The 24,145-nt window shown below is 73.8% G+C and carries 21 protein-coding genes; 10 read left to right on the top strand and 11 right to left on the bottom strand.

Features of this window, described 5'->3' with window-relative positions; genetic code table 11:
• Positions 1 to 11: 11 nt before the first annotated feature.
• The 4 genes from ACGF0J_RS02980 to ACGF0J_RS02965 all read left to right on the top strand — a co-directional run bounded on the left by ACGF0J_RS02980 (position 12) and on the right by ACGF0J_RS02965 (position 4,616).
• Positions 12 to 1,286 (top strand): cytochrome P450, encoded by a 1,275-nt coding sequence (locus tag ACGF0J_RS02980; protein ID WP_393141732.1) that lies wholly within the window; start codon positions 12 to 14, stop codon positions 1,284 to 1,286.
• Positions 1,283 to 1,981, top strand: coding sequence for an IclR family transcriptional regulator (locus ACGF0J_RS02975; RefSeq protein WP_393141731.1), 699 nt, complete (start codon positions 1,283 to 1,285; stop codon positions 1,979 to 1,981). The genes ACGF0J_RS02980 and ACGF0J_RS02975 overlap by 4 nt, the downstream gene beginning before the upstream one ends.
• Before the next feature lie 141 nt (positions 1,982 to 2,122).
• On the top strand, positions 2,123 to 3,937 hold the full coding sequence (recQ, locus tag ACGF0J_RS02970) for a DNA helicase RecQ (RefSeq protein WP_393141730.1): 1,815 nt from the start codon (positions 2,123 to 2,125) through the stop codon (positions 3,935 to 3,937).
• A gap of 427 nt (positions 3,938 to 4,364) precedes the next feature.
• Positions 4,365 to 4,616: a hypothetical protein gene (locus ACGF0J_RS02965; RefSeq protein ID WP_393141729.1), complete on the top strand. Its 252-nt coding sequence runs from the start codon at positions 4,365 to 4,367 to the stop codon at positions 4,614 to 4,616.
• Positions 4,617 to 4,693: 77 nt separating this feature from the next.
• Here ACGF0J_RS02965 and ACGF0J_RS02960 read toward each other — a convergent pair whose 3' ends face one another.
• From ACGF0J_RS02960 to ACGF0J_RS02945, 4 genes are all read right to left on the bottom strand, one after another.
• Positions 4,694 to 6,004: an FtsX-like permease family protein gene (locus tag ACGF0J_RS02960; RefSeq protein WP_393141728.1), complete on the bottom strand. Its 1,311-nt coding sequence runs from the start codon at positions 6,002 to 6,004 to the stop codon at positions 4,694 to 4,696.
• Positions 6,001 to 6,726: an ABC transporter ATP-binding protein gene (locus ACGF0J_RS02955; protein ID WP_393141726.1), complete on the bottom strand. Its 726-nt coding sequence runs from the start codon at positions 6,724 to 6,726 to the stop codon at positions 6,001 to 6,003. The genes ACGF0J_RS02960 and ACGF0J_RS02955 overlap by 4 nt, the downstream gene beginning before the upstream one ends.
• Positions 6,727 to 6,910: 184 nt before the next feature.
• Positions 6,911 to 7,615 (bottom strand): maleylpyruvate isomerase family mycothiol-dependent enzyme, encoded by a 705-nt coding sequence (locus tag ACGF0J_RS02950; RefSeq protein WP_393141724.1) that lies wholly within the window; start codon positions 7,613 to 7,615, stop codon positions 6,911 to 6,913.
• A 48-nt stretch (positions 7,616 to 7,663) separates the two neighbouring features.
• Positions 7,664 to 8,473: an alpha/beta hydrolase gene (locus tag ACGF0J_RS02945; RefSeq protein WP_393141722.1), complete on the bottom strand. Its 810-nt coding sequence runs from the start codon at positions 8,471 to 8,473 to the stop codon at positions 7,664 to 7,666.
• Positions 8,474 to 8,696: 223 nt separating this feature from the next.
• On the opposite strand from ACGF0J_RS02945, the gene ACGF0J_RS02940 reads away from it, so the two are divergent.
• On the top strand, positions 8,697 to 9,149 hold the full coding sequence (locus tag ACGF0J_RS02940; RefSeq protein ID WP_393141721.1) for a hypothetical protein: 453 nt from the start codon (positions 8,697 to 8,699) through the stop codon (positions 9,147 to 9,149).
• 128 nt (positions 9,150 to 9,277) lie between these two features.
• Here ACGF0J_RS02940 and ACGF0J_RS02935 read toward each other — a convergent pair whose 3' ends face one another.
• Positions 9,278 to 11,974, bottom strand: a complete 2,697-nt coding sequence (locus tag ACGF0J_RS02935; protein ID WP_393141719.1) for a DUF6493 family protein — start codon at positions 11,972 to 11,974, stop codon at positions 9,278 to 9,280.
• 133 nt (positions 11,975 to 12,107) lie between these two features.
• On the opposite strand from ACGF0J_RS02935, the gene ACGF0J_RS02930 reads away from it, so the two are divergent.
• Positions 12,108 to 12,557, top strand: coding sequence for an SRPBCC domain-containing protein (locus ACGF0J_RS02930; protein ID WP_393141717.1), 450 nt, complete (start codon positions 12,108 to 12,110; stop codon positions 12,555 to 12,557).
• 56 nt (positions 12,558 to 12,613) lie between these two features.
• Here the strand turns inward: ACGF0J_RS02930 and ACGF0J_RS02925 are convergent, their stop codons facing one another.
• From ACGF0J_RS02925 to ACGF0J_RS02910, 4 genes are all read right to left on the bottom strand, one after another.
• A complete protein-coding gene (locus tag ACGF0J_RS02925; RefSeq protein WP_393141716.1) occupies positions 12,614 to 15,859 on the bottom strand; it encodes a BTAD domain-containing putative transcriptional regulator in 3,246 nt (1,081 codons plus the stop codon).
• A gap of 68 nt (positions 15,860 to 15,927) precedes the next feature.
• Positions 15,928 to 16,284: a nucleotide pyrophosphohydrolase gene (locus ACGF0J_RS02920; RefSeq protein WP_393141714.1), complete on the bottom strand. Its 357-nt coding sequence runs from the start codon at positions 16,282 to 16,284 to the stop codon at positions 15,928 to 15,930.
• A 21-nt stretch (positions 16,285 to 16,305) separates the two neighbouring features.
• Positions 16,306 to 16,950, bottom strand: coding sequence for a response regulator (locus ACGF0J_RS02915; RefSeq protein WP_393141712.1), 645 nt, complete (start codon positions 16,948 to 16,950; stop codon positions 16,306 to 16,308).
• Positions 16,947 to 18,134 carry a sensor histidine kinase gene (locus ACGF0J_RS02910; RefSeq protein ID WP_393141710.1) on the bottom strand — a complete coding sequence of 396 codons (1,188 nt, stop codon included), beginning with the start codon at positions 18,132 to 18,134 and terminating at the stop codon, positions 16,947 to 16,949. The genes ACGF0J_RS02915 and ACGF0J_RS02910 overlap by 4 nt, the downstream gene beginning before the upstream one ends.
• 132 nt (positions 18,135 to 18,266) lie before the next feature.
• On the opposite strand from ACGF0J_RS02910, the gene ACGF0J_RS02905 reads away from it, so the two are divergent.
• The gene (locus ACGF0J_RS02905; protein ID WP_393141708.1) at positions 18,267 to 19,412 is read left to right on the top strand and encodes an alpha/beta hydrolase family protein; all 1,146 of its coding nucleotides are present in this window, start codon (positions 18,267 to 18,269) and stop codon (positions 19,410 to 19,412) included.
• 3 nt (positions 19,413 to 19,415) lie between these two features.
• Here ACGF0J_RS02905 and ACGF0J_RS02900 read toward each other — a convergent pair whose 3' ends face one another.
• Positions 19,416 to 19,865, bottom strand: coding sequence for a DUF6789 family protein (locus ACGF0J_RS02900; RefSeq protein ID WP_393141706.1), 450 nt, complete (start codon positions 19,863 to 19,865; stop codon positions 19,416 to 19,418).
• 70 nt (positions 19,866 to 19,935) lie between these two features.
• On the bottom strand, positions 19,936 to 20,949 hold the full coding sequence (locus ACGF0J_RS02895; protein WP_393141704.1) for a LacI family DNA-binding transcriptional regulator: 1,014 nt from the start codon (positions 20,947 to 20,949) through the stop codon (positions 19,936 to 19,938).
• A gap of 138 nt (positions 20,950 to 21,087) precedes the next feature.
• Here ACGF0J_RS02895 and ACGF0J_RS02890 point away from each other — a divergent pair, with 138 nt between their 5' ends.
• From ACGF0J_RS02890 to ACGF0J_RS02880, 3 genes are read left to right on the top strand one after another with little or no spacing between them, the layout of a single operon-like run.
• Positions 21,088 to 22,371 carry an extracellular solute-binding protein gene (locus ACGF0J_RS02890; protein ID WP_393141702.1) on the top strand — a complete coding sequence of 428 codons (1,284 nt, stop codon included), beginning with the start codon at positions 21,088 to 21,090 and terminating at the stop codon, positions 22,369 to 22,371.
• Entirely contained in the window at positions 22,368 to 23,330 is a 963-nt protein-coding gene (locus ACGF0J_RS02885) for a carbohydrate ABC transporter permease (protein WP_393141700.1), read from the top strand. The genes ACGF0J_RS02890 and ACGF0J_RS02885 overlap by 4 nt, the downstream gene beginning before the upstream one ends.
• Positions 23,327 to 24,142 carry a carbohydrate ABC transporter permease gene (locus ACGF0J_RS02880; protein WP_393141698.1) on the top strand — a complete coding sequence of 272 codons (816 nt, stop codon included), beginning with the start codon at positions 23,327 to 23,329 and terminating at the stop codon, positions 24,140 to 24,142. The genes ACGF0J_RS02885 and ACGF0J_RS02880 overlap by 4 nt, the downstream gene beginning before the upstream one ends.
• Positions 24,143 to 24,145: the final 3 nt, after the last annotated feature.

Raw genomic sequence — 24,145 nt, 5'->3', positions numbered from 1 at the left:
GAGGGATGTCCATGATCGACAAGAGTGCGGCGGTCAACGTGTTCGACCCGCATGTCTACACACAAGGCATCCCGCACGAGACGTACCGCCGGCTGCGCGACCACGACCCCGTGCACTGGCAGGACGAGCACGAGGTCGGTGACTGGCCGGCGGGACCCGGGTTCTGGGCGGTGACCCGCCACGCGGACGTCGTACACGTGCTGCGGACGCCGATGGAGTACAGCTCCTGGCTCGGCGCCACCCAGATCCGCGACCCGGACCCGGCCGACCTGTCGTTCATCCGGCGCACGATGCTCAACCTCGATCCGCCGGACCACGGCCGGCTCCGGCGCATCGTCTCCGGCGTGTTCACCGCCAGGCGCATCGAGCGCTTCACGACCGGCATCGCGGCACGGGCGCGCCTGCTCGTCGACGGGATCGCCGAACGAGGCGAGTGCGACCTGCCGGTGGACGTGACCGACGACTACCCGATCCACAACCTCGCGGACCTCCTCGGCATCCCCTCCGCCGACCGCGGCCAGATCCTGGAGTGGACCAACCGCGTGATCGGTTACCAGGACCCCGACCACGCGACCGTCGTCCGCGGCCCGGACGGCAAGCCGGTCAATCCGCGATCCCCGGCCATGCTCAGCGACATGTTCGAGTACGCCCGCTCCCTCGCCGCCTACAAGCGCCGGAATCCGGCGGACGATGTCATGACCGCGCTCGCCACGGCGGAGGCGGGTGGACAGCGTCTCGCCGATGCCGAACTGTCGATGTTCTTCTTCCTCCTGGTCATCGCGGGCAACGACACTGTGCGTTCGGCCCTGCCCGGCGGGATGCTCGCCCTGCTCGACCATCCTGACCAGCATCGCCGGCTGCTCGATCACCCTGAGCTCCTCGACTCGGCCGTCGAGGAGATGCTGCGCTGGCATCCGCCCGTCCTCAGCTTCAGGCGAACCGCTGTACGCGACACCGTCCTGGCCGGGCGGCGTATCGCCGCAGGGGACAAGGTCGTCGTCCTGCACGGTGCCGCCAACTTCGACGAGCGGCAGTTCCCTGACCCGATGCGTTTCGACATCGCACGCCGGCCCAATGACCACATCTCGTTCGGGGATGGCCCACACGTGTGCCTCGGCTCCCGTTTCGCCCGGCTGCAGCTTCGCGCCTTCTACCGGGAACTGCTCTGGCGGCTGCCGGACGTCGAACTCGCCGGGCCACCGGTCCGGCTGGTGTCGAACTTCATCGGCGGCATCAAGCACCTGCCCGTGCGCTACACCCCCGCGCCCCGTCCAGGTGTCCGATGACCGCGGAGCAACACAGCACGGCCGCCTCCGTGGCAGGCTCCAAGACGATCGACACCGGACTGCGGCTCCTGGAGATCCTCAGGGACCATCCGGACGGTTTGACGATCACCGAACTCGCGCAACTGGCCGGGATTCATCGCAACGCCGTCTCGCGCCATCTGACCGCGCTCGGCAACCACCGGCTGGTCGCGCGGATCGGTACCCGCTTCACCCTCGGACTCGGCATCGTCGAGCTCAACGCCGCCGTGCAGCACAGGCTCCGCGGCGCGGCCGCCTCCGCGCTCCAGGTGCTGGCCGACACCTGCAACGCCACCGCCTTCATCACCGTGCTCGACATCGACGAGAGCCAGGCGGTCGTACTCACCGTGGCCGAGCCGCGCGGCTCACAGATCCACGTCAGCTATCGCACCGGCACCCGGCACCCCGCGAACCGTGGCGCCTCGGGCATTGCCATCCTGGCCGGCCGCCCGCCCTGCCCGGACGAGCGACCGGCGATAACGGAGGCCCGCGCCACCGGCTACTCGGTCACCGCGGGTGAGCTGCAGCCCGGTGCGTGGGGTGTCGCCGCCCCGATCACCACGCCGGGGCGCCCGGCCGACGCCAGCGTGGGCGTGGTCACCATCGGCGTGCGGGATGAGACCACGATCGCCCCACTGGTGCTCAGCACCGCGGTCGAGATCGCGCGGCTCCTCTAGCGCGACAGGGCCGAGCAGGAGGACTCAGGGTGCTCGTCGCCGAGGCTCACCGGCGTGACGTGGTTCCCCGGCACGCCGGCGGCCATATCGCCGTCGGCGAATCCGTCACTGAGACCCCGGGCGACCACGTAAGGTAGCCGCATGGATACCCCCATCGAGGTCCTGCGGCGGATCTTCGGTTACGACTCCTTCCGGCAGGGTCAGCAAGAGATCATCGAACACGTCGTGGCGGGTGGCGACGCGCTGGTGCTCATGCCGACCGGCGGCGGCAAGTCCCTGTGTTACCAGATCCCGGCGCTGGTGCGCCCGGGCACCGGGGTGGTCGTCTCGCCGCTGATCGCGCTGATGCAGGACCAGGTCGACGCGCTCACCGCGCTCGGCGTCCGTGCGGGGTTCCTCAACTCGACCCAGGATTTCGGCGAACGGCAGGCCGTCGAGGCGGCGTTCCTGGCCGGCGAGCTCGACCTGCTCTACCTCGCTCCCGAGCGACTGCGCGTGGAGGCGACCCTGCGGCTGCTGGCCAAGGGCGAGATCTCGCTGTTCGCCATCGACGAGGCCCACTGCGTGTCCCAGTGGGGCCACGACTTCCGGCCCGACTACCTCACACTGTCGGGGTTGCACGAGCGCTGGCCCGGCGTGCCGCGCATCGCGCTGACCGCCACCGCGACCCCCGCCACGCACGCCGAGATCTCCTCCCGGCTGGGTCTCGACCAGGCCCGCCACTTCGTGGCCGGCTTCGACCGGCCCAACATCCACTACCGCATCACCGCCAAGAGCGAGCCCAAGCGGCAGTTGCTGGAGTTCCTGCGGAGCGAGCATCCCGGCGACGCCGGCATCGTCTACTGCCTGTCTCGATCGTCGGTCGAGAAGATCGCGGCCTTCCTGGCCGACAACGGCATTCCCGCCGTTCCCTACCACGCGGGCCTCGACGCCGCGACGAGGGCCGCCCATCAGGCGCGCTTCCTGCGCGAGGACGGGCTGGTCGTCGTCGCCACGATCGCGTTCGGCATGGGCATCGACAAGCCCGACGTGCGGTTCGTCGCCCACCTCGACCTGCCCAAGTCGGTGGAGGGCTACTACCAGGAGACCGGACGGGCCGGCCGCGACGGTCTGCCCGCCACCGCCTGGATGGCCTACGGCCTGCAGGACGTGGTGCAGCATCGGCGGCTCGCCCTGGAGGGTGACGAGGCCCACCGGCGCCGGCAGGTTCTCCACCTCGACGCGATGCTCGCCCTGTGCGAGACCGTCGGCTGCCGCCGCGTGATGCTGCTCGACTACTTCGGCCAGAAGGACTTCGCCCCGTGCGGCAACTGCGACACCTGCCAGTCCCCGCCCGAGTCGTGGGACGGCACGGTCCCCGCCCAGAAACTCCTGTCCACGGTGTGGCGGCTCGACCGCGAACGACGTCAGCGGTTCGGCGTGGGGCACATCGTCGACATCCTGCTCGGCAAGAAGACCGCCAAGGTGCTGCAGCACGGCCACGACTCGCTGACGGTGTTCGGCGTGGGCACCGAGCTGGGCAACTCCGACTGGCACGGGGTGGCGCGCCAACTCCTGGCGCAGGGGCTGCTGGCCGTCGAGCCCGACCACGGCACGCTCGTGCTCACCGACACCAGCGGTGACGTCCTGCGCAACCGGCGCGAGGTGAGGCTGCGCCGCGACGCACCCCGCCCGGCGCGCGCCAGGACCTCCGGCACCTCCAACGGCACGGGCGCCCGTCCGGTGGTGGAGCTGCCCGAAGAGGCCGTGCCGCTCTTCGAGCGACTGCGCGCCTGGCGCGCGGCCACGGCCAAGGAGCAGGGCGTGCCCGCGTACGTCATCTTCCACGACGCCACGTTGCGGGAGATCGCCACCCTCTCCCCCACGTCGCTGGCCGAGCTCGGCAAGGTCACCGGCGTCGGCGAGAACAAGCTCGCCAAGTACGGCGAGCAGGTCCTCGAAACCCTCACGTCCTGACGACCCACCACCCGGGCCGGCATCGGGACCACTCACCACCCGGGCCGGCATCGGCGGACGTGACGCGTCACGCGGGCGCAGGTCTCATGACGAACGCGGAGGAGGGCGTGGGCGGCGGATGGTGGTGGCGACGGCCGCACGAAGAACGGTCGTCGCCACCGCGCTGCTCGCTCCGATAGCGGGCGGTCAGCTTCAATTCCACATTAGCCGGACACAGGCCCCGCCTTGGCACTAGCCCTGCGCCGATCATGGGGGCACCACCCGTCGGGGCGCCTGCGGTGAAGGAAACCGCCGGTGACGGGCTGGTAGAGGGCTCGCCGATCCTCGCTCGTGGAATGGGAAAACCCCGCGTGGCGCTTGCCACTCCAGCCCCAATGGATACGTACAGTGACAAAGCCATATCACTTCGTGGTAACAGGGGGGAATCATGAAAAGCCTCATCGCAGTCGGCGGCATGCTGCTCGCCACCGGGGCACTGACCGCAGTGGCCGCCGGCCCGGCCGGCGCGACCGACGTCTACTGCTCCGCCAACACCAGCACGTCGTCGTCCTGGCAGAGCACCGAGAACGGCGAGACCACGTCCGGTTCACGCGGCCTCAACGAGTGCAAGGGGTCTCAGGTCGCCTTGCCGTCCGGCTGGTGGGACCAGATCCTGCAGAGCCTGGACGAGGACGACTGACACCGCGGAGCCGGTCCGGGGCCTTGACTGGTGGGCCCCGGACCGGCTCTGAACCGGCTCTGAACCGGCCCGGCGCGTCAGGGTGAAAGGGCTCCGCGGCGGGCGCGGCGGGTCGAGGCGAGACCACCGACGAGGGCGGTAGCCGCGCAGACGGCCACCAGCCCGAGCCACTGCGGCAGCGAGTACGCGAACCCCGGCTCACCCGTCAGCGCCTCCCCCAGCGCCGTGAGGGACGCGACGGCGATCAGGCTGCCGAGCAGGGCACCGGCGCACGTGACGATCAGTGACTCCCAGCAGATCGCCCGGACGAGCTGCCTCGGCGTGATGCCCAGGGAGCGCAGCAGTCGCAGCTCGGCGCCGCGTTCGGACATCGACATGGCGGTCGCGTTGAGTACGGAGATCACCGTGTACGCCACGGCGGAGCCCACCAGCACCGGCGCGGCCCACACCGACGGGCCGGTCCGCACCACGCCCGCCGCCGCGTCGCTCGTCGTGACGGCGAACAGGAAGGTGCACGCCAGCGCCACCGTGAGCATCACCGGGGACGCGACCGCCATCGCCCGGCGGGGCTGGGTGGTGAGCGAGGCCGTGGCAAGCGTTCCCGGACCGGGGTCCAGGCGGGCGACGGGTGCGCCCAGCACCGCGCCCAGCCCGCGCAGCAGGACGGGGCCGAGCGCCGACGCTCCCACACAGAGCACCATCGTCGCCGCGAGCCCGGTGGGGACGGCCGACTCCGCCGGCACCCGGGGCACCAGGTACAGCAGGACGCCGCCCCCGGCGAGCGCCACCATCCCGGTGAGCGCCCTCGGCCAGGGCATGAGCCGCTGCTGCGCCGCGCTGTCCCGCAGCACCTCCAGCGGGCCGGCCTGGACCGCCTTGCGGGCCGCGACGGCCGCGGCCGGCAGCGTCACCACGGGTCCGAGCAGCAACGCCGGCACGAACGGCCCCCACGTCACCTCCACCGGGATGCCCCGCGGTGTCAGCCCGACGGCGTGCATGACCGCCGCCACCAGTTCCGCGTACGGCACGGCCAGCACGCAGCCCGCCACGCCGGCGAGCACCGCCACGACCAGCGCCTCGGCACGGACCAGCCGGCGCACCTGGCGGGGGGTCATTCCGACCGACCGCAGCAGGCCCCACGTCCGGCGCTGCCGCAGCACGTGCAGGCTCAGCATCCCCGCCACCACGAACACCGACACGAACCCCGACACCAGCGCCGACAGCACCAGCAGCCCCGTGACCCCGTCCAGGTCGGGGTACCGGTCCGCGCCTGCGACGAGCAGGCCGCTGGAGCCGACGAGCACCACCGCCACGAGGACGGCCGCGAACGAGCCGGCGAAGCCCGCGGGCTGGCTGCGCACGTTGCTCCAGGCGAGCAGGACCGTCATCGGTGGCCGCCCAGCCGCGAGCCGATCTGCTCGGGCGACGGCCGGTCCAGCACATCGACGATCCGCCCGTCGGTGAGGAACAGCACGGCGTCCGCGCGGGCCGCCGCCTCCGGGTCGTGCGTGACCATGACCACCGTCTGGCCGTACGTGTCCACCGCCTCGCGCAGCAGCGCGAGCACCTCGTGACCGGCGCCGCGGTCCAGCGCGCCGGTCGGCTCGTCGGCGAAGAGCACCTCCGGTCGGCCCAGCAGCGCGCGGGCGATCGCCACCCGCTGCTGCTGCCCGCCCGAGAGCTGAGCCGGCCGGTGCCCCTCCCGCCCGGCCAGCCCCACCCGGTGCAGCAGTTCGCGGACCCGGGCCGGATCGGGCCGCCGCCCGGCCAGCCTGGCCGGCAGGATGACGTTCTGCCACGCGGTCAGCGAGGGCACCAGGTTGAACGCCTGGAAGATGACGCCGATCGCGTCGCGGCGGAGCACGGCGAGGTCCTTCTCGCCCAAGCCGGTGATGTCCTGCCCGGCGATCCGTACGGCGCCCGACTGGGGACGGTCGAGGCCCGCGGCGCACTGCAGCAACGTGCTCTTCCCCGACCCTGACGGGCCCATGACGGCGGTGAAGCTGCCGCGCGGGAAGCCCACGCTGACCTGCCGCAGCGCGGCGACCTCGGTGGGTCCCGCGCCGTATGTCCTGGTCACTCCTTCGAGGAGGACCGCGTGTCCACTCATGATCTTCAGGGTGGCGGCTGCCGGCCCCGCTACCCATCGGGTCTCGCCCGGAGACGCCCCTGGCTCTCCCCTGACCATCCCACCGGCCGATCCCCGATCACCCGATGGCGCTCCCGTCCCGCGCTCGGAGCCGGGCAGGTGACGGCGGACTGCTCCCCGCCTTGCCGGTGGGTGCCGCCCGGAGTCACCCGGCCGGGCGGCTGCGGGTGGCCCAGGCGGGGTCACGGCCCAGGTAGGCGATGAGCCGGTCCTCGGGCGCCGAACGCGGCGGGACGGCGACCGGTGCGGCGAAGCGGTCGGGCCGGTCCTCGTCCGCGACGAGCGTGGCCGCGACGTCCAGCAGGTCCGCCGCCAGCGCGGGCGGGACCGGGCGGGGTCGTCCGCAGGCCCGGGCGAGGTCCCAGGCGTGCACGGCCACCTCGACGGCCCCGGCCTGCGCCACGGTCGCGGCGGGCAGCGAGCAGCCGCCGATGCGCACCCGCTGCTCGCGTAACGTGCCGGCCCACGCGCCGAGCATCGTGGCCGCCCGGTCCCGAACCACCAGCACCGGGTCCCCACCGCACCGGCCCGCTCCCGCAACCAGAGCCGGGTCCTCCCCACCGCACCGGCCCATGCTCGCCGCCAGGGCCGGGTCCTCCCCACCGCACCGGCCCATGCTCGCCGCCAGGGCCGGGACCGTTCCGGTGACCAGGCCGACTCGCCCGAGGTCCGCGGCCTCGTGGAGTGCCGTGACCGAGTCGTCCAGGTGTGCCAGCAGGTCGGCGACGTCCCAGCCGCCGCACGGTGTGCGCCGGTACAGGTCGCCGCGGGTCACTAGCAGCAGGGCCCCCAGCGCGTACGCGATGGCGCGCTCCAGCAGGCTCACCGCCCGCGTTCCGGTCTCGTCCATGTCCTACCTCCACCCGTACAGACGGCCGGGCGGGCGCGGAATCATCGGTCAGCGGCGCAGGACGCGGTCGATGAAGGCCGTGACGTCGGCCAGCACCTCCTCCCTGTTGGTCTCGTTGAACACCTCGTGCCGGGCCTGCGGGTAGATCCGCTCGGTGAAGTCGTCCCCGCGGACGGCCTCGACGCCGGCCCGGCTGCCGTCCGCCGGCACGAGCCGGTCGTCGGCGCCGTGCACCCAGAGCGTCGGCAGCGTGCCCAGGGTGCCGCCCTCGGCGATGGCCGCCAGCGTGGTGGCGAACGCCTCCAGCGTGGGTCGCTTGAACGGCCCGTGCCAGACGAGCGGGTCGGCCGCGTAGGCCTCACCGACGGACAGGTCACGGGAGAGCGTGGCCGGGTCGATGGGGACGTCGGGGATCTCGTCCAGCGCCAGCAGTGCGGGGACGGGCTCCCACTCACCGAGCACCGGTCCCGACAGGACCAGCGCGGTCAGGCCCGCGCCGTGACGCTGGGCGTACCGGGCGGCGATCATCCCGCCCATGGAGTGGCCGATCATCACGACGGGCCGGCCGGGATGGTCGGCCTCCGCGAGCCGCCTGAGGGTGTGCACGTCGGTCACCACGTCCTCGAAGTCCTCGACGAGCACCCGCTCCCCCGCCGACTTGCCGTGGCCGAGGTGGTCGACGCCGTACACCGCGGCTCCGTGGCGTACCAGTGTGCCGGCCACCCCTTCGTAGCGGCCGATGTGCTCGCCGTAGCCGTGGACGAGGAGCGCGAGGTAGCGCGGGTGGTCGTGCGGCCACCGGCGCGCGACGTTGGTGCCTCGGGTGCCGGTGAAGGTGTGTTCGCGTGACGTCGTCATGACCTCACCCATGCCCAGCGATCACCGTGTCGTCCCGGTACGGGGTGATCGTGATCGGCGGGACCCGGTGCCGGCGGCCGTCCCGTGGAGGTCCCGGTGCCGACGACCGGACCGTGGCACGTCGACGGTCCTGATGAGAGCGTCGATACGGCCACCTCCGCGCTTTGATCAACCGTAGGATCGGTTGCGTCCCCCGAACCGTGTTCGCCCCGACGGAGCTTCGATGATCCCCTACCGTCCGCGCCAGACCCGGTCCCTCGGCGTGACGCGGCTCGGCGGCTGGAACGTCAAGGTCATCGGCATCACGGCCGAGGACGACCTGCCCGACGACTTCGAGGTGGAGGCGGGCCTGCAGGCGGCCGAACGGGAGTTGCCCGAGCAGGGGGGCATCGCGTTCGTGGTCGTGCACCGCGCCATCGAGGCCCTGTGGGTGTACGTGTGCCGGTGGCAGGCCGACGCCCTCTACCAGCGGCTGTGGCGGGGGGAGCCCGGCGGGACCGGGCTGCGGCGGGTGCCGCCCGACGGGCCGGCCGCCTGCGTGTGGGGGCTGCTGGCGATCGACCACGAGCGGCGGGCGTGGATCGAACACGTGCTGGCCCGGCCGCACGACCCCGACTTCACCGGCTACCTCGCCGCCGACCCCTGGCCGAGCCCGCCCGACCACGAGCCGGCCTGACCTCGCGAGCCTCCGCCGCGCTGGGCGCCGGGACCGGGCCCGGCGGCGTGGTGGTGGAGGTTGGGGCAGCTCCCGGAGGCGCGGATCAGCGGAGGCGCGGGCCGCCGGGGGCCGGGCGGGTGCGCGGGTCAGGCTCCGGTGAGGTGGTGGTGGAGGCGGCGGGCCTCCTCGCCGGTGCGGCTGGCGCCCTTGCGGGCCGCCAACGCCGCCAGACCGGGGACGTCGCCGCGGGCCCCGGCCAGTACGGCGGAGCGTACCGCCGTCGCGAGCAGTTCGCCCAGCCCGGCCGGGGCTTTCGAGCCCGGCTCCGGCAGCAGCACCTCCAACGCCGCGGCGAGGACCGGCCAGGTGCCCGCACCCGCCTCCGTGGCCTCCTGCAGGACGGTGTTGACCCGGTTGAGCTTCACCAGGCCCGCCCGCACCGCCCGGCCGACGACGTTCCCGAGGACGCCCCCGAAGCCGGGCAGGTCGCCGCGGCCCGCCAACGTGACGATGGCGTCCGTGGCTGCCGCCCGGCGTTCGGGTCGCCGGTGGCCCATCACCATCGTGAGCGCCGTCGCGGTGGCCTCGCCGAGCGGGCCGTCGCCGTGGGCGAGCGCCGCCAGCGCGTCGGCAGGGCCTGGCTCGCCGTACGCGGCCGCGACGGGAAGCAGGTGGGCGGCGACGACCTCGCGATGGGACGGCATGGTCCAGGGCCACCACGCCGTGTCGTCGGGGTAGCCGGTGGAGCGTCCCGTGGCCAGCAGTCCGGCGATCGCGTCCGGCACGACGGCGGCCGGGATGATCCGCGTGTTCCAGGTGGACGTCTTGCCGTAGACGGTGCTGACGCTCTTGCGCGTGCACCAGACGGCGGGGTGGGGCAGCCCACCGGCCCGTAACCAGGCAGCCAGTCGCCGCCCCGCCTCGGTGCCGATCTCCTCGGCGCGTACGGCGAGCGCGGGCACCCAGGGCAGCGGGTCGCCGGGCGCGGCAGGGTCGTGCGGGCCGGCCACCAGGCGGGGGAGGCGGAGGAGCGCCTGGTCGAGGTCCGCCGGAAGGGGTTCGGCGCCGTCGAGCAGCTCCAGGCGTTCCAGCAGCGTCTCCGGGTCGACGTGGCCGGTGGGCGAGGTCGGGGTGGCGAGCAGCACGGGGACCGTCCCGCCTCGCTCGAACAGATCGATCACCTCCCGGAACCGCCGCTGGACGAACTGGTGGAGCGGGGGGTCCTGCACGGGGTGGGGGCGCGTGTACGCGTCCAGGGAGACGGTCAGCGCACGGCTGTCGGCGGGCGACACGACGGCCAGCGCGCACCGATGCAGCAGGGACCGGACAGCCCGGTCGTATCCCCACCCGTGCACGTAACGGTGGGCGTCGAACGGCTGCGGCCAGGCGGTGCGCCACCACGGCCGCAACGCCTCCAGCACGGCCTCGCGGTCGCGGTGGGTGAGGGCGACCAGGGCGGCGAGGACGCCTTCCAACACGGCCGGCTCCTCGGGCCAGGCCGGCCGGGACAGCTCGTCGGCCAGCTGGTCCGGCGTCTCGATCGGCGGCGGGAGGGCGGGCAGCGGGCGGGCGACCGGCGCCGGTGGCGCGGCCGGCTGTTCGTCGGCGGGCGCCGCCACCTCGCCGAACACGGCGGCCACCCGCTCGCGCAGGTCACCGGGCAGCGTCGCGGCGGCCTCCCGGACGGCTTCCCAGCCCGGCACGAGAGGGTCGTCGGACGCGATGCCGGGGGCGTGGCGGGTGCCGAGGTTGAGCGCGAGGCGGACGGCACGGTCGCGGACAGCGGGCGCCTCGTGGGAGAACGCCGTCGCCAGGGCGATCAACGCGTCCCCGGACCGCACGCGCGAGGCCGTGTCGGCGATCCACTTCAGGGCCGCCGTGACGTGCTTGCGTTCGGGCCGGTACGCCAGCGCCTGCACCGCCTCCCCGAACAGCTCGCCGTCCAGCAGCCCCGCCCGGTCCGCGCGCCGCAGCTCGTCGAGGGCGAGCTGCGCGAGCACCGGCGGCGCCGACGGCAGCAGCCTGGTGAACTCCAGCGCGGGGATCTCGGCCGCCTCAGGCGCGAGCTGCCGCCACATCGCCACGAACGGCGCCAGCTCGTCGGCGGCGGCGCCGGACAGGAACCGGGTCAGGCACCCGTCGAGCAGGTCCTGCCGTTTGAGCCGGCCGTCGCCGGACATCGTCACCAGCGCGGTGACGATGTCGTGGCCCGAGTCCCTGGTCCGGCTCTCCCGGACCTGGCTCCAGGTGAGCCCCGCGGCGACCCCGGCGGCGTGGAACAGCCGCGCGACCATGAGGTCGAGCAACGGGTCGTCGGGGCGTGGCACCTCCCGCTCGGCGGCCATCCGCAGCACCCAGCCCGCCGTGAAGGCGTCGTTGGCGGGCGGCTCGGCGCCGGTCTGCAGGATCAGCCCGGCCGCCAGGTGCCAGCCGGGCATGCCGCCTGTCCACCGCCAGCCCGCCCGGCCGCGCGGCAGCCTGAGCCGTTCGACCAGGCGGACGGCGAGGTCCCGGCGCCAACCCTCCGGCCGCCGCCTGAGCAGGCGGAGAATCCGCTCGGCGTCGGTGCGGCCGGCGGCGTCGCGCAGCTCGCGCCGGTTGAGCCAGGTGGCGACCTGGGCGGCGCCGCCGAGGCAGGCCGCTCCCGCGAGGCGGTAGCCGGCCGCCTCGTCGCGCAGCTCCCAGCGGGCCTGCCAGCCCGCGGCGAGTCGCTCGGACAGATGCCCGGGGAGTTGCACGGCGACCGCGTGCCGCCCGACGTCGCCGAGCCCGTCGAGGAACTCCACCAGGCCCGCGTTGTCGCCTGCCTCGATGCGGTCGAGGACCTCACGCCACGGGTTCATTTCATGATCTCCATGGCGGGGACCGTACTGATCGACACCGACAGAACCCCGGCTGAAGGGCACCGGAAGAAAACCGTAAGCGGCCCGCGACATCGTGGTGGGCGTAACGGAACGCCGGACGAAAGGCAGCACGATGACCGAGACCGCCGAGTACGAGATCACCCGGATCGTCGACGCCCCGCGCGAGCGGGTGTTCGCGGCGTGGACCGAGCCTGAGCTGTTCTCCGGCTGGTTCGGGCCGCGTGGCATGAGCGCCCCGGTGGACCGGATGAGCCTGGACGTGCGGCCGGGCGGCGCCTGGGGCGTGACGCTCGTCGGCGAGGACGGCTTCGAGGCGCCGCTCGGCGGTGTCTACCGTGAGGTGGCGGGGCCCGGAAGGCTGGTGTTCACCACCGGCGACCCGGACGACCCGGGTGACGGCCCGGCCTCGGTGGTGACGGTGACGCTGGACGTGTACGGGGGCGGGACGCTGATGAGGTTCCACCAGTTCGGTGTCAACACGCCCCGCGAGCACGCCGAGCAGGCGCAGGCGGGCTGGATCGAGTTCTTCGACCGGCTGGGCGAGCTGGTGTCGCGGGCGTGAACCCGGCGCGTGTTCCTCGACCGGCCGGGCGAGTGTCGCGGGCGTGAACCCGGCTCCTACAGGCCGGCGGCGTCGTCCGGCTTGAGCCGGCGGCCCTCCTCGTACGCGGCGGCGAAGGCGGCCTCGCCGAGCGCCGCCCGCGCCGACGCGGCGACGCGCTCCACCTCGTCCAGCTCGGAGCGGTTGGCCGGTGTCCGGCCGGCGTGCCGGGCCTCGCCGGCCAGGCCGAGCAGCCGCGCGGCCCGCTCGTGGTCGCCGGCCGCCGCCGACGCGGAGGCCAGGCCGTCCACCGCCCACGCCACGGTGCTCGGGTCGCCGATCCGCTGGGCGGCCGCCAGCGCCTCCAGGTGCAACTCCCTGGCTGCGGCGGGGTCGCTGCGCCGCTCCCGCAGGAAGCCCAGCTCGATGCAGGTGGTGGGCAGGTGCAGGGCGGGTTCGGCGCCGGGATGGCGCGGGACCCCGTCGAGCAGGTGGAGGAGGTGCGTCTCGGCCAGGTCGAGCAGGCCGGCCCGGCGCGCGGCGAAGGCCAGGGCCATCTCGGCCATGACCTGACCCTCCCGGTAGCCCTGTTCGGTGGCGAGCCGCAGCGCCCGGCGGCACAGGTGCATGGCCCTGTCGTAGTCGCCCGCCCCCAGTGCCATCCAGCCGAGCCAGGCGGTGCGCCGGGCGGCCTCCGGCCACAGCCCCAGTTCCTCGGCCATCCGCAGGCCGTCCTCGAACAGCAGCACGGCCCGGTCGAGGTCACCGGTCATCTCGGCCAGCCCGGCGAGCCACTCCGTCGCCTGGAGCCGTCCCCAACGGTCGCCGAGCCGGTCGAACAGCCGGGCGCTCTCCCCGCAGTCGCGTTCGAGCGCGGCCAGGTCGCGCCGGCTGAAGTGGTCGCGGCCGCGCCTGCTCAGCACCGCCGCGACGCCCCATTCGTCGCCGATCGCGCGGAACGTGGCAAGCGCACCGCTGAGCAGCTCCTGCGTGACCGCGACGTCCCTGACGGCCATCGCGAGGAACAGCTCGGCCCTGGCCCGTTCGCCCGGGTCGGCCACGGCCGTGGTGTCCCAGGCGACGTCCTCGCCGAGCAACTGCGCGAACCCCGCGTGCCAGGCCGCCGCCCGGGCCCTGCCGGGCACGTCACCCGACCGGCCGGCCGCGCGTTCCGGACAGCCGGATGGGCCGGCTGTCCGGGCCGCGGTGGTCAGTGCGGTCTCCAGCGAGCGCCGCGCCTCCGCCAGCCTGCCGCGCAGGAACCAGTACCAGGTCAGCGCGTTGGCCAGGCGCAGCGCGCTCGCCGCGTCGCCCATGCCGGCCGCCGTGTCGAGCGCCGCGCGCAGGTTGGGCGACTCGGCGTCCAGGCGGGCCAGCCACTCGCCCTGGTCCGGCCCGTACAGGGCCGGCTCGGCGCGTACGGCCAGCGCCACATGGTGGCGGACGTGCGCCCGGCGGGCCCGGTCCAGCTCGCCCGCGTCGGACAGCCGGTCGAGGCAGTAGGCGGCGACCGACTCCAGCAGCCGGTAGCGCACGCCCGAACCCGTCTCCACGACGTCCACCAGCGACCGGTCGACGAGCCTGGCCAGCACGTCGAGCACGTCGGGCACGTCGGGGTCCGGTCCGTCGCCGCCGTCTCCTGAGCCGGCGCACACCTCCTCGGCGGCCTCCAGCGTGCAGCCGCCCGCGTGCACGGCCATGCGGCGCAGCACGGCGCGTTCGGGCTCGTCCAGCAGGTTCCAGCTCCAGTCGATCACTGCCGCGAGCGTCCGCTGCCGTTCGGGGACGCCGCGCGGTCCTGAGCCGAGCAGCCGGAAGCGGTCGTCCAGCCGCGCCACCAGGCCGTGCACGCCGAGCGCCCGGACCCGGGTCGCGGCCAGTTCCAGCGCCAGCGGGATGCCGTCGAGGGCGCGGCACAGCCGGGCGACGGCCTCGGCGTTGCCGGCGTCGAGCACGAACCCCTTGGTCGAGGCGGCGGCCCGGGCAGCGAACAGCCGGACCGCGCCGGACCGCCGCATCGCGTCGAGCCCTTCGTCGGCCGGCAGGTCGAGCGGTGGCACGCTCCACAGCACCTCGCCGGGCAGGGCCAGCGGTTCGCGGCTGGTGGCGAGCACGCGCAGGCCGGGCGCGGCGCGCAGCAACGGCTCGACCAGGGCGGCCACCTGCTCGACCAGGTGCTCGCAGTTGTCGAGCACCAGCAGGGTGCGGCGGTCGCGCAGCGCCTGCGCCAGCCGTTCGGCCGGGGTGTGGGTCTCGGCGCCCTCCCGGATGTCGAGCGCCGCCAGCACCGCCTCCGCGACGGGCCCGGCCTGCGGGTCCGCTGCCGTGCGGCGGTCGAGGGCGGCCAGCTCGACGAGCCACACGCCGTCGGGGTACGCCTCCGCCACCTGGGTGGCGACTTCCAGTGCCAGCCGGGTCTTGCCGACGCCGCCGCTGCCGGTGAGCGTCACGAGCCGGGCGTCCGCCAGCAGGGCGGGAACCTCGGCCAGCTCGGTGTCCCGGCCGATGAGGCCGCTCATCGGGGCGGGCAGGTTGGTGCGGGGCCGCTCGGGCGGCGGCGCGGCGCTCAGCGCGGGGTCCTGCACGAGGATGGCCCGGTGCAGCTCGGCCAGGTCGGGGCCGGGGTCCAGGCCCAGTTCGTCGGCCAGCCGCTCGCGCAGGTCGGCGTATGCGGCCAGGGCCTCGCTCTGCCGTCCGGCGCGGTAGAGGGCCAGCATGTGTGCGGCCCTGAGGCGTTCCCTGAGCGGGTGACGGGCCGCCAGGTCGCCGAGCTCGGCGGCGAGCGCGCCGTGCTCACCGTGCTCGCCCAGCTCCAGCCGCGTCTCGGCGTGCTGTTCGAGGGCGGCGAGACGCTGCTCCTCCAGCCGGGCGATCGCCGCCCTGGCGAACTCCTCGTCGGCGAAGTCGGCGAGCACCGGCCCGCGCCACAGCCCGAGCGCCTCCGCCAGCAGCGCGGCCCGTTCGCGGGGATCGCCGGCGGCCCCGGCTCGCGTCACCAGCCCGGCGAACGCGGCGGCGTCGAGCGCGCCCGGCGCGGCGGCGAGGAGGTAGCCGGGTGGGCGGGAGACGACGAGGTTCCTGCCGCCGGGCTCGGCGTCCTCCAGTGCGCGGCGCAGTTGGGAGACCCGCACCTGGAGCGCGCCGGCCGGGTTGCCGGGCGGCTCGCCGCGCCACAGGTCGTCGACGAGCCGGTCGGCCGAGACCACCTGGCCCGCGTTGACGAGCAGGTCGGCGAGGAGGACGCGCACCTTCAGGCCGGGAATGGCGACGGGCTGCCCGGCGTCGGTCCAGACGGCCAGCGGGCCCAGCACCCCGAAACGCATGCCCGCCACCCTAGCGGGGGCCGGCGGTCAGGGTGGCGGCGGGCTGGGAGGCGGCGGGCAGGGTGGCGTCAGGGGGCGAGCGGGGGCGCCTTCCTGGCCGATCCCCGGTAGCGGTCGGCGTCGTAGCGGCGTTCGCTCTCGTCGAGCTTGGCGTGGGCCGCCTCCACCAGGTCCACCCCGAGCACGTCGGCCAGCCGCACCAGGTAGCCGGTCACGTCGCCCAGCTCGGCCCGGACCCTGGCCAGGGTGTCGGGGTCGAGGTCGCGCGACTCCTCGGGGGTGAGCCACTGCAGCTCGGCCACCAGCTCGCCGACCTCACCGGCGAGGGCCATCGCCAGGTTCTTGGGCGTGTGGAACTGCTCCCAGTCCCTGGCCCGGACGAACGCGCGCAGCCGCTCGGACAGCCGCTCCCACTCGGTGCTCACGGGGCAGACCCTATCCCGGCGTCAAAGGTCGGCGTCGTGCACCAGGATCGCGGCCTGGACCCGGTTGGCCAGGCCGAGTTTGGCCAGTACGCGGCTGAGGTGCGCCTTCACCGTCGCCTCGGACAGGCGCAGCTCGCGGGCGATCTCGGCGTTGGACAGGCCGCGGGCCACGGCCCTGATCACGTCCTCCTCCCGGCCGGTCAGCGCGGCCAGCCGGGCGCGCGCCCGTTCGGCTCGTGACGGCGCCCGGTCCACGAACGCGCTGATCAGCCTCTTGGTGACGGACGGCGACAGCATCGCCTGGCCGGCCGCCACCGTCCGCACGGCGGCGATGAGGTCGCGGGGCGGGGTGTCCTTCAGCAGGAATCCGACGGCGCCCAGCCGCAACGCCTCGTGCACGTACTCGTCCAGGTCGAACGTCGTCAGCATGACGATCCTGGGCGCGTCCGGCGCGGCCTGGATGCGGGCGGCGGCGGCCAGGCCGTCGACGCCGGGCATGCGGACGTCCATCAGCACGACGTGCGGCGCGAGCCTGGTCACCGCGCCGACGGCTTCGGCGCCGTCGCGCGCCTCGCCGGCCACGACGATGTCGCCGGCCGTCTCCAGGATCATCCGCAGCCCGGAGCGGACCAGGGCTTCGTCGTCCACCACGAGCACCCGGATCACGCCGCCTCCAGGGGGATCTCGGCGACGACGCCGAAGCCGCCGCCGTCGCACGGGCCGGTGCGCAGGGTGCCGCCCAGCAGCTCCACCCGCTCCCGCAGCCCCGCGAGCCCCCAACCGGAGCCTGGCAGCGGCACAGCGTCGGGCACGGCGTCGGGCGCGGCGTCGGGCGCGGCGTCGGGCACGGCGTCGCCCCGCGCCGGACGGTTGCTGACCTCCACCCGCAGCTCGCCGGCCAGGAAGCGCACGTGCACGTCGGTGGGCGCGCCGGCCGCGTGCTTGTGCACGTTGGTGAGCGCCTCCTGCACCACCCGGTACGCCGTCCGCTCGACCGTCGAGCGCAGCGGGCGCGGCTCGCCGTGGTCGTGCCGGGTCACCGGGATGCCCAGCGCGCGCGACTGGTCGAGCAGGCGGTCGAGGTCGGCCAGGGTGGGCTGCGGCGCGAGCGGGGCGGGCTGTCCGGGCGAGCGCAGCACCCCGAGCACCTCGCGCAGGTTGGCGAGCGCCTCGCGGCCGATGCCGCCGATCACGGCCGCCGTCCCGGCGGTGCGCTCGTCGCGCGCGCCCAGCTCCAGCGCCCCGGCGTGCAGCACCATGAGTGAGACCCGGTGCGCGACGACGTCGTGCATCTCCCGGGCGATGCGGGCCCGCTCCTGGTCGCGTGCCTGCTCGGCCCGCAGCACCTGCTCGCGTTCCAGCCGGTCGGCCCGTTCCCGCGCCGCGGCCAGCACGTCGCGCCGGGACCTGATCCACAGCCCGTAGACCAGCGGCAGGACCATCGCGGCGACGATCATCAGTACCGCGTTGGCCGCGGTGGCGGTCGCCAGCTCTCGGGTGCCGCCGGCGAGCCGTCCCGCTCCCACCGACGCGGCCAGCACGGCGCCGGCCGCGCCCAGGTAGAGGGCGATGTCGCGGGTGCGGCGCAGCCGCGTGCCCGCGTGGTAGGAGGCGACCACGAGCGGCGGCCACATCACCAGCGCCACGTAGGCGGCGGCGCCGACCAGGGCGAGCGGCCACCACGACCGGCGCGCCCACCAGGCCGCCGCGCCCGCCGCCGTCGCCGCCGCCAGCGGCAACGGGAAGGGCAGGCCGGACACGACCCCGAGCCCGCCGCTCGCCGAGCCCAGGGACACCGTGAAGACGGCCACGCCGAGCAGCAGCGGCGTCATCTGCCTGTTCACCCGCACCCGGACAGGCTATGGGGTGGCACGGGGCAGGCGGGAAGCGCCGATCGGAGGACCGGCGTGCGACGAAAGGAGGGGGTGCCGGTCGACGTCCGGGTCGGGACGCGGCCGGGATCGGACCCCAGGGTGGGGAGCATGGAACGACACGTCCTCGTGGCCCTCGGCGTGGCCTGCTCGCTGCTCGCCGCGCCGGCCGCCCACGCCCAGAGCCCTTCACCGACCACGCGGCCCTCCACCGGGCAGCCGTCCCCGGCCGTCCGGGCGGCCCTGCCCGCGCCGACGGGGAGGCTGCCCGTGGGGTTCGCCGCGCTGCACCTGGTCGACCGGAGCCGCCCGGACCCGTGGGTGCCGGAGTTCGGTGACCGGCAGCTCCCGGTGTCGGTGTGGTACCCGGCGGCCGCGTCGTCCGGCGCTGCCGCGCCCTACCTGACGGCGGCCGAGTCGGCGGCCGTGCTCGCGCCGTACGAGCAGGTCCCGCCGGACGCCCTGGCGGCGACCCGGACCCACGCCCGGGCGGGCGCCGCGCCGGTCACGGTGAAGCGCGGGCTGCCCCTCGTGCTGATGTCGCCCGGCCACGCCTTCCCCCGGGCGACGATGACCTCGCTGGGCGAGGAGCTGGCCAGCCGCGGCTACCTGGTCGCCGCGGTCGAGCACACCCACGAGTCGGTGGCGACGACGTTGCCGGACGGCCGGACCGTCGGCTGCGTGACCTGCCGGACGAAGATGACCCGGGAGTGGGGTGCCACGATCACCGCGAGCCGGGTGCGGGACATGAGATTCGTGCTGGACGAGCTGCTCCGCGGACGCTGGGGGCGGCTGGTCGACCGGTCACGGATCGGCATGGCCGGGTTCTCGCTGGGCGGCAACACCGTCTCACAGGTGATGGCCGCCGACCGCCGGGTGCGGGCCGGGGTCAACCTGGACGGCACCGTGATGCCGGAGGTGCCCGCCGAGCCGGTGCGTCGGCCGTACCTGATGGTCGGCACCGAGCGGAACCACACGCCGGCCGGTGACGGCTCGTGGAAGACGTTCTGGCCGCACGTCAAGGGGTGGAAGCGGTGGCTGACGGTGGCCGGGACCGACCACGCCGCCTTCACCGACTACGCGGTGCTGCGGCGGCAGTTGGGCATCCCGGCGCAGGAGCTCGACGGCGGCCGCGCGACCGCGATCACGCGGACGTACGTGCGCTCGTTCTTCGACCGGCACCTGCTGCGCGAGCGGCGGCCGCTGCTGGACGGCCCGTCGCCCGCGTACCCGGAGGTGAGGTTCTGGCGCGGGTGAGCGTCAGCCGCGCCGGTCCCAGCGGTTGAGCGCGCAGGCCAGCGCCGTCCCGTACACCACGTGGCCGGCGGCCATCACGGCTGGACGGCCCGGCCGGTCGCGGTGGATCGGCGGCAGCGTCGCCACCTTCGGCACCCAGCCGGCGTAGCTGACCAGCCAGATCGCCAGCCCGTACGCGACCCCCAGCGGCACGCGGCGGCGGCGGGCCAGCGCGCCGAACAGCGCGCCGGAGGCGATGCCGAAGCCGAAGTGGGCGGCGGTGGCGAGCACGCCCTCGCCCGGCTTGGGCCGGTGCCTGGACCCGGGCAGCAGGGAGCGGACGATGCGTTTGGGCGGCTGGTCGCCCATGAGTCCGGCGCGTTCGCCGGCCAGCATGACCGTGCTCATCGCCGCCGTTGCGAGTGCCCCGCCGGCGGCCCCCTTGACCGCCTCGCTGATGAGAGTTCGCGTCATGACGCTCCGGCTGCCCGGGGGCGCCGCCGGGAAACGCCCGCGCGGTCAGGCGGGGAGGGGTCCCGCGCGGTCAGGCGGGGAGGGGTGCGGTGCTCTCGCGGACGACCAGCTCGGTGGCCAGCTCCACCCGCCGCGTCTCGGGCACCTCGCCGCGCCCCATGCCGAGCACCGTGCGGGTGGCCAGGGCCGCCATCTCCTGCAGCGGCTGGCGGACCGTGGTCAGCGGCGGCCAGGCCGACTTGGCCAGCGGCAGGTCGTCGAAGCCGACCACGCTGAGGTCCTCGGGCACGCGCAGGCCCCGCTGGCGGGCCGCCTCGAACACGCCGAACGCCTGCAGGTCGCTGCCCGCGAAGATCGCGGTGGGCGGGTCGTCGAGCGACAGCAGCGCGTGGCCGTGGTCGTGGCCCGAGTCGACGAGGAACGTGCCACGCCGGATGAGCTCCGGCTCGACCGGGATGCCGACCGTGGCCAGGGCGGCCCGGTAGCCGTCGATCCTGGCCTGGCTGCACAGCATGTCGGCGGGGCCGCTGATCATGGCGATGCGCCGGTGGCCCAGCTCGATGAGGTGGCGGGTGGCGGCCAGTCCGCCGTTCCAGTTGGTGGCGCCCACCGACACGACGCCGGCGGCCGGCTCGCCCTCCGGGTCGACCACGACGAACGGCAGGGAGCGGGCGATGAGCTGGTCCTGGACGCCCGCCGACAGCTTGGAGGCGACGATCACCACGCCGTCGGTGCGCCGGCCGGCCAGGCGTTCGAGCCAGTCGCGGCCGGGGCCGGCGTGGGTGTGCAGGACGGAGATGACGAGGCTGGCCGCGGCCTCGTGGGCGGCGCTCTCGGCCCCCCGGACGATCTCCATGGCCCAGGGTGACTCGATCTCGGCGAACACCAGGTCCACCAGCCCGGCCGGGGTGTCTGCCTGGCTGGCGCGCCGCTGGTAGCCGCGCTCCCGCAGCAGCCGCTCGACCCGGTGACGGGTCTCCGGCGCGACCTCGGGACGACCGTTGATGACCTTGGAGACCGTGGGGACCGAGACCCCCGCCTCTTCGGCTATCAGGGCGATCGTGACCCGCCTCTTCGCTGGCATGGTCGGCAGTGTACCGAAACTTTCGGCGTGGAAACGCTCCCATCACCGCTATTGACGCGTAACAAGCTGTTTACCTATGCTCCAGGCAACGAAAGTATCGGGGGGTTTCACGAAAGTTTCGACCCTGAGGGAGCCCCTATGAAACGCAGTCTCGCGGTGATCGCCACAGCCGTGCTCGTCACCGGTTGCGGCGGAGGCGGCGACGGGAGCGCCGCGCCGGAGTCGAGCAACGCGGGCGCGCCGGCGAAGGTGACGCTGGAGCTGTGGCACCTGTCGACCACCGAACCCATGAAGACCATCATGGCCACCTGGGCCAAGGAGTTCGAGACCAGGCACCCCCACGTCACCATCAAGGCCACGGTGCTGGAGAACGAGGCCTACAAGGCGAAGCTGACCACGCTCACCCAGTCGGGCAAGGCGCCGGACGTCTTCGCCACCTGGGGCGGCGGCGTGCTCCGGCAGCAGATCGACGCCGGTCTGGTCAAAGACATCACCGCCGACGTGGCGCCGGCCCTCGACGGCTTCACCAAGGCGGCGCTCACCGCGTACCAGTTCGACGGCAAGACCTACGGGCTGCCGATCGACATCGGCATGGTCGGCTTCTGGTACAACAAGAAGCTCTTCGCCAAGGCCGGCATCACGCGGCCGCCCGGCACCTGGACCGAGTTCCTCGACGCCGTCGGCAAGCTCAAGGCGTCCGGCACCACCCCCATCGCGCTGGCCGGCAAGGAGAAGTGGCCCGGCCACTACTACTGGGCCTACCTCGCCATGCGCATCGGCGGCCTGCCCGCCCTGCAGCAGGCCGCGGTCGACAAGAGCTTCGCCACCCCCGACTTCGTCGCCGCCGGCACGCAGCTCAAGGCCCTGGTGGACCTGCAGCCGTTCCAGAAGGGCTTCCTCGGCGCCGGCTACTCCACGCCCGACGGCCAGTCCGCCAGCGTGTCCAACGGCAAGGCCGCCATGGAGCTGATGGGCCAGTGGGCCCCGGCCGTGCAGCAGTCGTCGGGCAAGGGCCTCGGCGACGACCTCGGCTTCTTCCCGTTCCCGGCCGTCGAAGGCGGCAAGGGCACGGTCACGGAGGCGTTCGGCGGTGGCGGCGGGCTGGCCGTCGGCGCCGACGCGCCCGCCGAGGCGGTGGAGTTCCTCAGGTACGTCACCCAGAAGGACGTGCACGCCAAAAGCGTCGAGGCGGGCGGCACCCTGCCCGTGCTGAAGGGTGAGGAGAGCGCGGTCAAGGACCCGAACCTCAAGATCGTGGCCGACTCCCTGGCCGCCGCCACCGGCTACCAGCTCTACCTGGACCAGGCCTACCCGCCGGCCGTCGGCGCCGAGGTCAACGACAGCGTGGCCCAGCTCATCGCCGGGACCAGGACCCCGCAACAGGTCACCGAGGCCATCACGGAAGTGGCCAAGAGCGAATGACGACGCTGACCCGCGGGCCGGAGGCGCCCGCGCTTCCGGCCCGCGAGCGGCCCGCTCCCCGGCGGCGGCTGTGGCTGACCGTCACCCTGTTCGTGGCGCCCGCCCTGGCGCTGTTCCTGCTGCTGGTGGTCGCGCCCATCGTGATCGCCGGCTACGCCAGCGTGTTCAAGTGGAACGGCTTCGGCGGCCTGCCCACGGACTTCGTCGGCTTCGACAACTTCACCCGCCTGTTCGGGACCGAGCTGTTCCGGCAGGACCTGTGGCACCTGGCCGTCCTCGTCGTCTTCTCGCTGGTGGTGCAGCTCCCGTTCTCGCTGGCCATCGCCATGCTGCTGAACCAGCGCCTCCGCGGGCGGACGATCTACCGGCTGGTGTTCTTCGCCCCGTACGTGCTGTCCGAGGTCATCACGGGCGTGCTGTTCTCGCTGATCCTCTCGCCCGAGTCCGGGCTGGCCAACCAGCTCCTGGGCGTGGCCGGGCTGGAATCGGCCTGGCTGTCCGACCCGGACACGGTGATGCCGTCGCTCTTCCTCGTCATGACGTGGAAGTACTTCGGCTTCCACATGATGATCTACCTGGCCGGGCGGCAGGGCATCCCGAACGAGCTGATCGAGGCCGCCCAGATCGACGGCGCCACCCCGTGGAAGGTGTTCCGCCACGTCACGTTGCCGCTGCTCGGGCCGACCATCCGCATCAGCGTCTTCCTGTCCGTCATCTACACGATCCAGCTCTTCGACCTGGTGTGGATCCTGACCGAGGGCGGCCCGTCGCACGCCTCGGAGACCATGGCCGTGACGATGATGGAGTTCGGCTTCGGGCGCAACCAGGTGGGCTACGCCAGCGCCATCAGCGTCGTGATGTTCGCGCTGAGCCTCGTCTTCGCGCTGTTCTACCAGCGCTTCGTGATGCGCCGCGACCTTGCGGGCGCCACCACCTCCATGGGAGACCACCGCAGATGAGACGGACTCTTCCCCTGCACGCGATCGCCTGGATCATCGGCGCGTTCATCCTCGTCCCCGTCGGCTACGCCCTCCTCGGCGGTTTCAAGAGCACCGACGAGCTGTCCACCAACCCGTTCGGCCTGCCCGACCCGTGGCAGACCGGCAACTACACCGACGTGCTCGGCTCCGGGGCGTTCTGGCGGCAGCTCTGGAACAGCACGTTCATCGCGCTGACCGGCACGGTCATCGTGGTCGGGCTGTCGGCCATGGCGGCGTTCGTCTTCGCGCGCTTCGCCTTCCGGGGCCGCGAGGCGCTGTTCACCGTCTTCACGATGGGGCTGATGTTCCCGTTCGCGGTGGCCATCCTGCCGATCTTCGTCCTGCTGCGCACGTTCGGGCTGATCGACAACCCGCTGGGCGTGATCCTCACGCAGGCCGCGTTCGGGCTGCCGCTGACCATCATCATCCTGCGCGGCTTCTTCCGCGGCATCCCCGGCGAGGTGGAGGAGGCGGCCACCATCGACGGCTGCACGCCGTTCGGGTTCTTCTGGCGCATCCTGCTGCCGATGGCCCGCCCCGCGCTCGCCACCGTCTCCGTCCTCGCCATCGTCGGGAGCTGGAACAACTTCATGCTGCCCCTGGTGGTCTTCAGCGACGAGTCCGCCTGGACGCTGCCGCTCGGCGTCCAGCAGTTCCAGGGCCAGTACGCCTCCGACACGGCCCGGGTGCTCGCCTACCTCGTCCTCGCCATGGTGCCCGCGCTCGGCTTCTACGCCGTCGCCGAACGCCACCTCATCGGAGGACTCACCGCAGGAGCGACGAAAGGGTGATCC

Source organism: Nonomuraea sp. NPDC047897 (assembly GCF_043204415.1).
Taxonomy (GTDB): domain Bacteria; phylum Actinomycetota; class Actinomycetes; order Streptosporangiales; family Streptosporangiaceae; genus Nonomuraea.
This window is presented reverse-complemented; position numbering and strand designations above follow the sequence as displayed.

Bases quoted from the DNA above. Each gene is read 5' to 3' on its own strand.
- ACGF0J_RS02980 (WP_393141732.1), top strand. From the start codon at position 12: ATGATCGACAAGAGTGCGGCGGTCAACGTGTTCGACCCGCATGTCTAC.
- ACGF0J_RS02975 (WP_393141731.1), top strand. From the start codon at position 1,283: ATGACCGCGGAGCAACACAGCACGGCCGCCTCCGTGGCAGGCTCCAAG.
- recQ (WP_393141730.1), top strand. From the start codon at position 2,123: ATGGATACCCCCATCGAGGTCCTGCGGCGGATCTTCGGTTACGACTCC.
- ACGF0J_RS02965 (WP_393141729.1), top strand. From the start codon at position 4,365: ATGAAAAGCCTCATCGCAGTCGGCGGCATGCTGCTCGCCACCGGGGCA.
- ACGF0J_RS02960 (WP_393141728.1), bottom strand. From the start codon at position 6,004: ATGACGGTCCTGCTCGCCTGGAGCAACGTGCGCAGCCAGCCCGCGGGC.
- ACGF0J_RS02955 (WP_393141726.1), bottom strand. From the start codon at position 6,726: ATGAGTGGACACGCGGTCCTCCTCGAAGGAGTGACCAGGACATACGGC.
- ACGF0J_RS02950 (WP_393141724.1), bottom strand. From the start codon at position 7,615: ATGGACGAGACCGGAACGCGGGCGGTGAGCCTGCTGGAGCGCGCCATC.
- ACGF0J_RS02945 (WP_393141722.1), bottom strand. From the start codon at position 8,473: ATGACGACGTCACGCGAACACACCTTCACCGGCACCCGAGGCACCAAC.
- ACGF0J_RS02940 (WP_393141721.1), top strand. From the start codon at position 8,697: ATGATCCCCTACCGTCCGCGCCAGACCCGGTCCCTCGGCGTGACGCGG.
- ACGF0J_RS02935 (WP_393141719.1), bottom strand. From the start codon at position 11,974: ATGAACCCGTGGCGTGAGGTCCTCGACCGCATCGAGGCAGGCGACAAC.
- ACGF0J_RS02930 (WP_393141717.1), top strand. From the start codon at position 12,108: ATGACCGAGACCGCCGAGTACGAGATCACCCGGATCGTCGACGCCCCG.
- ACGF0J_RS02925 (WP_393141716.1), bottom strand. From the start codon at position 15,859: ATGCGTTTCGGGGTGCTGGGCCCGCTGGCCGTCTGGACCGACGCCGGG.
- ACGF0J_RS02905 (WP_393141708.1), top strand. From the start codon at position 18,267: ATGGAACGACACGTCCTCGTGGCCCTCGGCGTGGCCTGCTCGCTGCTC.
- ACGF0J_RS02900 (WP_393141706.1), bottom strand. From the start codon at position 19,865: ATGACGCGAACTCTCATCAGCGAGGCGGTCAAGGGGGCCGCCGGCGGG.
- ACGF0J_RS02895 (WP_393141704.1), bottom strand. From the start codon at position 20,949: ATGCCAGCGAAGAGGCGGGTCACGATCGCCCTGATAGCCGAAGAGGCG.
- ACGF0J_RS02890 (WP_393141702.1), top strand. From the start codon at position 21,088: ATGAAACGCAGTCTCGCGGTGATCGCCACAGCCGTGCTCGTCACCGGT.
- ACGF0J_RS02885 (WP_393141700.1), top strand. From the start codon at position 22,368: ATGACGACGCTGACCCGCGGGCCGGAGGCGCCCGCGCTTCCGGCCCGC.
- ACGF0J_RS02880 (WP_393141698.1), top strand. From the start codon at position 23,327: ATGAGACGGACTCTTCCCCTGCACGCGATCGCCTGGATCATCGGCGCG.